Annotated in this window: 7 protein-coding genes; 2 read left to right on the top strand and 5 right to left on the bottom strand. The window is 73.2% G+C overall.

From position 1 onward, the window contains the following. Positions 1-663, bottom strand: a 663-nt coding sequence (locus GRC12_RS40535) for a winged helix DNA-binding domain-containing protein (protein WP_208785459.1), incomplete at its 3' end; no start/stop codon positions are given. 144 nt (positions 664-807) lie between these two features. On the opposite strand from GRC12_RS40535, the gene GRC12_RS40530 reads away from it, so the two are divergent. Then, positions 808-1,986, top strand: a complete 1,179-nt coding sequence (locus GRC12_RS40530) for a magnesium and cobalt transport protein CorA (RefSeq protein WP_208785458.1) — start codon at positions 808-810, stop codon at positions 1,984-1,986. A gap of 4 nt (positions 1,987-1,990) precedes the next feature. On the opposite strand, the gene GRC12_RS40525 is transcribed toward GRC12_RS40530, so the two are convergent. After that, positions 1,991-3,598, bottom strand: coding sequence for a purple acid phosphatase family protein (locus GRC12_RS40525; RefSeq protein WP_208785457.1), 1,608 nt, complete (start codon positions 3,596-3,598; stop codon positions 1,991-1,993). 533 nt (positions 3,599-4,131) lie between these two features. On the opposite strand from GRC12_RS40525, the gene GRC12_RS40520 reads away from it, so the two are divergent. Further along, a complete protein-coding gene (locus GRC12_RS40520) occupies positions 4,132-4,440 on the top strand; it encodes a DUF3040 domain-containing protein (protein ID WP_208785456.1) in 309 nt (102 codons plus the stop codon). Between the two features lie 19 nt (positions 4,441-4,459). On the opposite strand, the gene GRC12_RS40515 is transcribed toward GRC12_RS40520, so the two are convergent. The 3 genes from GRC12_RS40515 to GRC12_RS40505 form a co-directional block, all read right to left on the bottom strand. Continuing rightward, on the bottom strand, positions 4,460-5,356 hold the full coding sequence (locus tag GRC12_RS40515) for a glycosyltransferase family 2 protein (protein WP_208785455.1): 897 nt from the start codon (positions 5,354-5,356) through the stop codon (positions 4,460-4,462). Next, positions 5,353-6,228, bottom strand: a complete 876-nt coding sequence (locus tag GRC12_RS40510) for a glycosyltransferase family 2 protein (RefSeq protein WP_208785454.1) — start codon at positions 6,226-6,228, stop codon at positions 5,353-5,355. Before GRC12_RS40510 ends, GRC12_RS40515 begins: the two co-directional genes overlap by 4 nt. An 8-nt stretch (positions 6,229-6,236) precedes the next feature. Continuing rightward, the coding region (locus GRC12_RS40505) for a glycosyltransferase family 9 protein (RefSeq protein ID WP_280117589.1) at positions 6,237-6,557 on the bottom strand (321 nt) is incomplete at its 5' end.

The following is a 6,557-nucleotide window of genomic DNA, read 5'->3' as shown; positions in this document are numbered from 1 at the left end:
GTCCTTCACCGAGGCGGGGCCGAAGGCGGCGAGGTAGCGCAGGACGACGTCCTCCGGCGCGGGGGCGGGTTCGGCGGGGCGGCCGAGCCAGTGCTCGGCGGTGGTGAGGGCGACCTGGCCGCTTCGTCCCCACAGGCCGCGCGGGGTGACCTGGACCAGCGGCAGCCGGCACCGGGCGGCGATGCCGAGGGCCTGCGGGTCGGCGTCCGGCCACTCGGCGTGCAGGGCCTCGCGCAGCTGCTTCATGGTGCGCGGCCCGGCCTCGACAAGGTCCCGGGCCAGGGCGGCCAGGCGGTCGAGGTCGACGCCCTGCAACCCCTTGCGGAAGGTGGTCAGCTCGCGGTCGCGGGCGGGCTGGACCAGGGGGCGCAGGGTGAGACAGTCGTCGGCGGTGTGGGTGTGGATGGTCGAGCGCAGGGTGACGATGCGGACGACCTCGCGCTGCTCCATCAGCCGCGACAGCTCCTCGGGGACGAAGCCTTCCAGGCGGGCGGCGAGGGCGAGGTAGGGCGGCTTGACGTTCTGCGCCTGGAGGCCGACGAGATGCTCGACGGCGGCCCGCGCGGACAGCGGTGAGCGGCGCAGCAGGAGCTGCCGGTCGAGAGTCGCGCGGTTCAGGGCGCGGGTGCCGAGCACGGGAGCGGCGGCTGTCGTCTTCGTCATGTACGGCACGCTAACGGGGCTCGCGGACACCTTCTGTCCGCAACTCTCACCGAATCCCGGTCGCACGGGTCACCCCGGCGTCGTTTGCCCCGTATATCCTGCTCCGGATCACGCAGCCGCAGGTTCTACCCCGGAGGCAGCCGCATGTCCGAGCGACGCGCCCGTCCGGCCGCCAGGAACACCAAGAACGCCAGGAACTCCATGAGGTCCGTGTGGCGGCGCGCGCTGACGCCTCCGCAGCCGCCCGCGGCCGACACCACCGCCCCGCCGCCGGAGGAGGGGCCCGCCGAGCAGGCCGAGGTGGCCAGTGTCGTCCAGGCCGCCCTGTACCGCGACGGGGTGCGCATCTCCTCCCCCGCCACGCTCGCCGAAACCTTTCGCGAGCTGCGTGAGGAGCCGTCCGGGATGGCCTGGATCGGGCTCGCCCGCCCCACGGACGCCGAGCTGCTCTCCCTGGCCGCCGAGTTCGACCTCCACCCGCTGTCGGTGGAGGACGCGATGGAGGCCCATCAGCGGCCCAAGCTGGAGCGCTACGGCGACACGCTGTTCGTCGTGCTGCGCGCCGCCCGCTATCTGGACGCCCCGGAGGAGGTCGACTTCGGCGAGCTGCACGTCTTCGTCGGCCCCGACTTCGTCATCACCGTCCGGCACGGCGCCGCCCCCGACCTCTCGGCGGTCCGGCGCCGCATGGAGGAGACACCGGAGCTGCTGAAGCTGGGCCCGGAGGCGGTCCTGTACGCCATCCTCGACGCGGTGGTCGACGGGTACGCGCCGGTCGTCGCCGGCGTGCAGAACGACATCGACGAGATCGAGACGGAGGTCTTCCGCGGCGACCCGGAGGTCTCCCGCCGTATCTACGAACTCTCCCGGGAGATGGTCGAGTTCCAGCGCGCCACCCGCCCGCTGGTCGGCATGCTGCACGGGCTGATCGCCGGCTTCTCCAAGTACGAGACCGACGAGGAGCTCCAGCGCTACCTCCGTGACGTCGCCGACCACGTCACCCACATCAGTGAGCGGGTCGACAGCTTCCGCCAGGCCCTCACCGAGATCCTCACGGTGAACGCGACCCTGGTCACCCAGCAGCAGAACGCGGAGATGCGGGCGCTGGCGGAAGCGGGCTTCGAGCAGAACGAGGAGATCAAGAAGATCTCGTCATGGGCGGCCATTCTGTTCGCCCCGACGCTGGTCGGGACGATCTACGGGATGAACTTCACGCACATGCCGGAGCTGCACTGGCTGCTCGGCTATCCCTTCGCGATCGGGCTGATGGGTGTCGTCTGCGTCAGCCTGTACGTGATCTTCAAGCACCGCGACTGGCTCTAGCGGGTCACTTGGGGCCGTCGGAGCGGCGGCGGTGGAGGGTGAAGGTCTCGAAGACCGACAGCTCGCCGTGCGGCTTGTTGACGTTGTAGTACGTCACGTGCAGGCGCGTGGTGTCACCGGGGTGCCGGCCGGGGTCCACGGTGAACGCCGCGAAGCCGTAGGGGTGGTCGAGGTCGCGGACGCCGGTCCAGACGGCCTGCTCCTTGGTGTACGTGGCGGTGCGCTTGCCGTTGGGGCCGGGGCTCGCGGACACCGCGGTGATGACCTTGGCGGTGCCGTCCTTGAAGAAGTTCTGGTTGGTGGTGCCGGAGACGCCTCCGCCGCCCAGGATCATGTGCACGGTGCCCAGGCCCGCGTCGATGTCGTCGGTGGCCTGGGAGACCGGGTTGGGGGTGAGCGTCTCGCTGCCGGAGACGACCCCGCGCACGGCCAGGGAGCGCTCGTAGTTGTGCTCGTGGCCGCACAGCACGAGGTCCACGCCGTACTTGTCGAACAGCGGGCCGTACTTCTGCCGGAGGCCGAGGTCGGCGCCGTTGGCGTCGGAGGAGCTGATCATGACCTGGTGCATGGCGACGACGACCCAGTCGATGTCGCGGGAGGACCGGGCCGCCTTCAACTCCTTCTCCAGGAAGGCGAGTTGGCGGCCGCCGGAGTAGCCGCTGATGTAGACGTCGCCGCCGTCCTGCAGGCAGTTGTCGTCGTTCTGCAGCACCACGACCCGCACCGAGCCGGCCGTGAACGCGTACCACAGCCCCGCGAGTTCGGGGTCGGTCTCGGTGGACGGCAGGTCGAAGTAGGTCTGGTAGGCGCCGAGTCCGATCGGGCCGTTGGCCTTCTCGATCTCGTGGTTGCCGGCCGCCGGCATCCAGGGGCGGAAGCGCGCCGAACGGGTGTTGTTGGTGAAGAAGTTGTTCCAGGTCCGCACCCGGTCGACGTCCAGGTTGGCGTAGCACAGGTCGCCGTTGAGGAGGTGGAAGAGCGGGGCGACCTGCTCCACGCCGGTGACGATGTCCTTGGTGGCGGGAGTGGAGTTGGCGTCCAGCGCCACCGTGCCGTTCGCGGCCCAGGTGACCTGCGGCGCGGACTGGTCGCCGAAGCTGGTGAAGGTGAGGGGCCGGCGTCCGTTCGGGGCGGTGCGGAAGGTGCCGCTGTCGGGCGTGGTGCCCTCATGGGTGGCGAGGTAGAGGTAGTCGGTGTCCGGGCGGAGCTTGGTCAGCGAGGCGTGGTGGACGTAGACGGTGCGGCTGGAGGTGCCGTCGACGTAGGTGACCGTGCGGGCCTTGGCCTTGGAGCCGAACCCGTGCTCCAGCGTGCCGTAGTGGACCACGGGTCTGGTGACGGGTCTGTCGGTGATCCACGACACCGTCATCTGGGTGCGCGGGTCCGCTCCGAAGGTCAGGTGCAGCCCCTGGACCGGAGGCGCGCCGGCGGAGTCGGCGGTGAGGTGGAGGGCCGGGGCGGCGAGCGGCGCCGCCTGCGCCGTTCCGGCCCCCAGCAACGGGGCGGCGGCCGCTCCGGCCCCCGCCGTGCCGAGCAGGCCCAGCGCGTGACGCCGGCTGACCCCCTCGGAAGACTGCGCCGACCCGTCCGGCGTGTTGGCCTCTGTGGTCATGGTCCCCTCCCTGGCGAGCGGTTGAGCTGACAACGACCGCACCCTGGCGCGCTCCGGCGGCACTTGAGTGAACGCCGTGTGGCCAGTGGGTCATCAGGCGCCGCGTGTCGCGCCGCGGGGCGCGTTTCTTGCCGCCGTCTTTGCCGGTGCCCGCCCCGCCGTTGACCCGCCCGCCGCCGCGGTCTGTCCAAGGGGGCCTTTCACCGCCGCCCTCGGTGTGTTCCCCGCCCTCGTACAGGGCGGTGTGGACGCAGGGCACCCGGTGCGCGATCCGCGGCGCGAGGGCCTGCCGTACGGACGGGATGTGCCGGCCGGTGACACCCTGCACCAGGCCGGCCGCCACCAGGGCCTCCACCTGTTCGGGGAGCTGCCCCGGCGGGCCCCTGCAGCGGATACACGAGCACGACTTCGGCGCGGAGTCGGCGGCCGATACGGAGGCCTGTTCGGGGTGTTGGAGGGGTGCGCGGCGGTTAGATCTCGGAGGGCCCGGGGCACTCGACGTGCAACCCCCGCCGCCGCCGAGGAGGACGACCGTGTCCACCAGCCGACTCCCCGATCACGAACAGCGCGCCCTCGACGAGATGGAGCGCGCGCTCAGCCGCGACCGCCGTCTGGAGCGGCGGCTGCGCACCTTCCGCCCCAGCCGCCGCCCCGATCTCGCGCGGCTCGCCGCCTACCGCCCGCGGTTGTTGACCGTCACCTTCCTCCTGCTGGTCTCGATCGGTCTGATGGTCGCCGGGATCGTCACCTCCGAGCCCGCCGTGATCTGGGCCTTCGCCGGTGTCTGGCCGGCGGCGCTGTTCGCGTCGTTCCGGCTGCTGTGCCGGCTGACGGAAGGCTGAGCAGGCGGGGCGGGGCGGCTCAGCCGGTGTAGCGGCGCGCGGTCGAGCGGCGCTGGGCGTGTTCCAGGGCCCGCAGCCGTGACTCGACCGCCTCCGGTACCACCCGGCGTTCCCGCAGCACCCACGGCAGCGCGGCGGCCGCCTCGGCGAAGGCGTGCAGGGACGCGGTGTCCCACGGAACCGTACGGGCCAGATGCAGGGTGCGGCGCAGCGCGGACCCGAAAGGCCGGCGCAGCCAGCTGAACCACAGCGTGTTGCGGATGCCGTGCCGCCGCCGCAGTGTCGAGTCCCGTACCAGCGACGGCTGGTGATGGACTGTCAGATGCTCGGCGTACGTCAGCCACCAGCCGTCCGTCGCGAGGTCCACGGCGAGCAACTCCTCCTCCCCGCCGAGCCAGAGGCGCGGATGGAAGCCGCCCGCGGCCCGGAAGGCGTCGGCGCGCAGGACGGTCGCGGCGGCCAGGAAGGATCCGAGCGCCGGGCCGGGCAGCCAACCGGGGCCGGGGACGGGCGAGTCGCGCAGCTCGTCGTTGATCGGGTCGTCCTCGCCGCCGGGTTCCACGACGATCCGGGCGGTGACGGACGCGAGCGCCGGATGCCGGTCCAGCAGGTCGGCTGCCCCGCTCAGCGCGCCGGGCGCCCACCAGGAGTCGTCGTCGCAGAAGGCCACGTACGGCGTGCGGAGGTGGCGCACGGCCAGATTGCGGCCGACGGCGCCGAGGTTGCGGCCGGGCCGCAGCAGCCGTACGCCGGGGTGGAGGTGGGCCACCGCGGCCGCGGTGCCGTCGGTGGAGGCGTTGTCGGTGACGACGACCTGCGGCCGTTCCGGCAGCTCGGCCAACCGGTCGAGGGTGCGCAGGAGTTCGGGGCGGCGGTTGTGGGTGATGACGACGACGCCGGTGCGCGGGTCGGTCATGGGGTCGCTCCGTCGGCGGGGTCGAGGAGGCGGGCGGCACGTTCCACGTGCGCGGGCAGCGGCCTGCGGTCGCGCAGCGCGGACGGCAGCCGGACCAGGGTCTCGCGCAGGGCGCGGCGCGCGGCGGAGTCGTGGCGGGCGGCGCCGGCCAGTTCGCGGGTGCGGGCGAGGGCGTGCGGCAGGGGGCGGCGCAGCCAGGCGGTGAGGACCGCGTTGCGGCGGACGGTGACCGGGCGGCCGGTGCGGGACGCCGGGGCGGGGTGGTGGTGGGCGACCACGTCCGGGCAGTGCGCGACGCCCCAGCCCCGTGCGGCCAGGTCGTAGGCGAGCAGGGTCTCCTCCCCGCCGAAGAACAGCACCTGGTGGTAGCCGCCCGCGTCGAGGTAGGCCTCACGGCGGGCGACGGCGGCGCAGCCGAGGAAGCCGAGGACCTGGGAACCGGGGAGGTCCGCCGCGGGTCCGAGGGGCGAGTGGGCGAGCACCTCGTCGAGCGGGTCGGGGGCCTCGTCGGGGCCGACGAGCGTGCGCGCGGCGAGCAGGCCGAGCCGGGGGTGCGCCTCGAAGTGGCCGACCGCGCGGTCCAGCGCGCCGGGCGCCCACCAGGAGTCGTCGTCGCTGAAGGCCACGTACGGGGTGCAGAGGGCGCGGACTCCGTGGTTGCGGGCGAGCGCTCCCCGGTTGCGCGGCAGGGCGAGTACGCGCACCTGGGGGAAGTCCCGGGCCAGCATGGCGCGGGTGCCGTCGGTGGAGGCGTTGTCGGCGACGAGGACGGGGGGCCGCTCGGGCAGGGCGAGGAGGTGGCGCAGGGTGCGGGCGAGGGAGGTGCAGCGGTCGCGGGTGGCGATGACGATGCCGACGCGGGAGTCAGTCATGGCTGGGGTCACTCGTGGGCCTGTTCCAACTGCCGGGCGGGCGCGGCTGGTTGCGTGGCAGGCAGGGCGGTCAGGGCGTGCAGGACGTCGTCGGGGTGGATGCGCAGCAGCGACGGGTCCGGGCGCGGGCCGTGCGGGTCGCCGTCCGGGCCGGGATGCCACAGGGCGCGGTGGCAGGGATCCGGGGGCGGACCCCAGCGGCTCGGCGGTACGGGGCCGAAGAGGGTGACGGAGGGGGTGGCGAGGGCGACGGCGAGATGCGCGATGCCCGTGTCGCCGCTGACCACCGCACGGGCTTCGGCGACCAGCGCGCACAGGCGGTCGAAGGG

Source organism: Streptomyces griseorubiginosus (assembly GCF_017614965.1).
Taxonomy (GTDB): domain Bacteria; phylum Actinomycetota; class Actinomycetes; order Streptomycetales; family Streptomycetaceae; genus Streptomyces; species Streptomyces griseorubiginosus_B.
The sequence above is the reverse complement of the archived record's forward strand: the minus strand, read 5'-3'. Positions and strand labels throughout refer to the sequence as shown.